This window comes from Nocardioides pelophilus, assembly GCF_014180685.1.
Lineage (GTDB): Bacteria > Actinomycetota > Actinomycetes > Propionibacteriales > Nocardioidaceae > Nocardioides > Nocardioides pelophilus.
The window spans coordinates 3,844-6,436 of sequence record NZ_JACEHF010000212.1; the positions used below are offsets into that span (position 1 = coordinate 3,844).

The 2,593-nt window shown below is 70.7% G+C and carries 3 protein-coding genes; 1 reads left to right on the plus strand and 2 read right to left on the minus strand.

From position 1 onward, the window contains the following. Window positions 1-154: 154 nt before the first annotated feature. Both H0488_RS21260 and H0488_RS21265 read right to left on the minus strand, forming a co-directional pair. Window positions 155-1,312, minus strand: a complete 1,158-nt coding sequence (locus tag H0488_RS21260; RefSeq protein ID WP_183101211.1) for a sulfotransferase family protein — start codon at window positions 1,310-1,312, stop codon at window positions 155-157. After that, window positions 1,309-2,091, minus strand: coding sequence for an SDR family oxidoreductase (locus tag H0488_RS21265; protein WP_312856472.1), 783 nt, complete (start codon window positions 2,089-2,091; stop codon window positions 1,309-1,311). The genes H0488_RS21260 and H0488_RS21265 overlap by 4 nt, the downstream gene beginning before the upstream one ends. Before the next feature lie 92 nt (window positions 2,092-2,183). Between H0488_RS21265 and H0488_RS21270 the strand changes: the two genes are divergently transcribed. Further along, window positions 2,184-2,540 carry a TraR/DksA family transcriptional regulator gene (locus H0488_RS21270; RefSeq protein ID WP_246372642.1) on the plus strand — a complete coding sequence of 119 codons (357 nt, stop codon included), beginning with the start codon at window positions 2,184-2,186 and terminating at the stop codon, window positions 2,538-2,540. Window positions 2,541-2,593: the final 53 nt, after the last annotated feature.

Here is a 2,593-nt window from a genome sequence, read left to right on the forward strand (position 1 = left end):
CGCGCAGCAGGTCGGCCTCGTCGACGGCGGTCCGGCCGGCGCGGAGGAGGGCGTCGGGATCGAGGTCGAAGGTCATGCCGGCAGCCTGCGCCGCCGGGGAGTACGCCGAAACGTGGCCGGTCGCGGCCTGTGGATGGCCGCGTGCCGAACCGCCTCAGAGGTCGAACGCGGCGCGCACCTGGTCCTCGGTCAGGCCGTAGTCGGCCAGGTCGTAGCGGTGCGAGGGACGCGCCTGTCCGGTGCGGGACTCGGCGTCGATCCGGGCCACCTCGGCGCGGGCCGCGTCGCTCCAGGGGATCCCGAACGCGTCGTAGATGCCGGCGACGGTGCCGACCGGATCGGCGACGAACGCGCGGTAGTCGACGTCGACGAACTGGGCGGCGTCGTACCGCTGCCGGGCCTCGGTGAACCGCTGCCACGACCGCTCGAGCATCCCGAGCTGGGTGCGCCCGATCGTGTCGCCGACGAAGGTGGTCGAGGTGCCGGCCGTCGCCTCCGCCGACAGCGAGCAGGCGGACGCGATCGAGGTGACCGGGTCGCGCCGGGTGCAGACGATCAACGCGTCCGGGTAGACCTTCATCAGCGCGTCGAGCGCGACCAGGTGCGAGGGGTTCTTCAGCACCCAGCGCTTCTCCTGGTCGTGCAGGCCGATCAGCTGGAGGTTCTTGCGGTGCCGCTCGTAGGCGTCGGTCCAGTCCTGCTCCGCGAGCCACGCGGAGTAGCGCGGCACGTTGGCCAGCGACTCGAAGGAGATCGACTTGCCGGTCTGCCGGAGCAGCCGCCAGCACTCCTCGGGAGAGGTCGCGTCCATGTAGTGGATCCCCATGAACTCGGGGTTCGCAACGTGGTGCTGCTGGAAGGCGCCCTGCATCGCGCTGAAGATCGGGTCGTCCTCCCAGGTCTCCCGGGGCGGGCGCGGCTGCGGGTACTCCGTCAGCCACAGCTCCAGGCCCTGGTGGCCGGGGTCGGCGCAGAGCAGCCGGTGCAGGGCCGTGGTGCCGGTCCGGGGGAGGCCGACGACGAAGATCGGCCGCTCGATCGGCACGGCGGCGTGCTCCGGGAACTCCGCGAAGCGGGCCTGCGTCATCAGCCGCCCGACCAGCGCGCTCTTGACCTGCGAGCGGTGGAAGTAGTTGCCGACCGGCGTCAGCCCGGCCTCCGGGGAGGCGAGGTCGTCGACGAGCAGCCGCAACCCCTCCTCGTGCCCCAGGTCGTCGGGGCCGCCGAAGTCGGTCAGCCCGGTGGTGCGTACGGCGGCCGCGGCGATGTCGTCGTACGACCCGACGTCGGGGCGCTGGCGGGGCTCGCTCATACGTGGAACTCGCCGCAGTCGACGTTGAGCATCACGCCGGTGACCGCGGACGCGAGGTCGCTGGCGAGGAAGAGCGCAGCGTTGGCGACCTCGTCGGGCGTCGCGAGCCGCTTCAGGTCGGTGGGCGCGGCCTTCTCGGCGTACACCTCGTCGTGGGTGCGGCCGGTCTCCTGGGCGATCCAGTCGAAGTAGGCCTTGTTGACGTCCTCGTAGATGTAGGACGGCGCGACGCTGTTGACCCGGATGCCGCGCGGCCCGAGCTCGGTCGCCAGCGACGAGGCGAGGTGCTCGAGGGTGCCCTTGGACAGCTTGTAGCCGGAGTACTCCGGCTGGCTGCTGTAGATCACGCACGAGTTGAGCATGATCACCGAACCCTTGCTCTCGGCCAACGCGTCGGCGAAGAGCGAGGAGAGGCGCAGCGGGGCGAAGACGTTGGTCTCCTGCGCGGCGCGCAGGCCGTCGAGGTCGAGTGTGGTGATGGGGTCCATCGGCGGGATCCCGAACGCGTTGTTGATCAGGCAGTCGACCCGCCCGAACTCCGCGAGGGTCGCCTCGACCAGGGCCTGCCGCGAGGCCTCGTCGGTGATGTCGGTCGGTACGACGAGCGCGCGCCGCCCGTGCTCGCGCACGACGGCCGCCATCTTCTCGAGCCGCTTCTCGGTGCGGCTCACCAGCACCAGGTCGGCGCCCATCAGCGCTGCCTGCTCGCCGAGCGCCCGGCCGAGGCCCGGACCGACGCCGGAGAGAACGATGACCTTGTCCGTCAGCAGAGGAATCACGCGGGCAAGACTAGAACGTGTTTCAGTTTTGCGCCAGCGTTGCACCCACAAGGGGCCGGCTCCGGCGCCAAGCTCTGGGTCGTCGAGGCAACATGGACGGCATGGATCGAGCACGTGATCGCCTCGCGGCCGATCGTGTCCACACGCTCAGGCGGTTGGCGAGCCTGACCGACGACTTCGACGCCGTGGTTGAAGCCTCCCGGGACACCAACGCGGACGACGAGCACGATCCCGAGGGGACGACGATCGCATTCGAGCGTTCCCAGGTCGCAGCCCTCGTCCGGCAGGCGCACCGCCAGCTTGCCGAGATCGACGCCGCCATGACGAGGTTGGACGCGGGCACCTTCGGCACGTGCGAGGGCTGTGGACGGCCCATCGCCGAGGAGCGGCTCGAGGCCAGGCCGGTGGCGCGCACGTGCATCCGGTGCGCGTCGTCGAGCGGACGATGACCGCGCAGCGCGCAGATCGCCGAGTCGGCTCTTGTTGGCAAGAGCCGACTCGG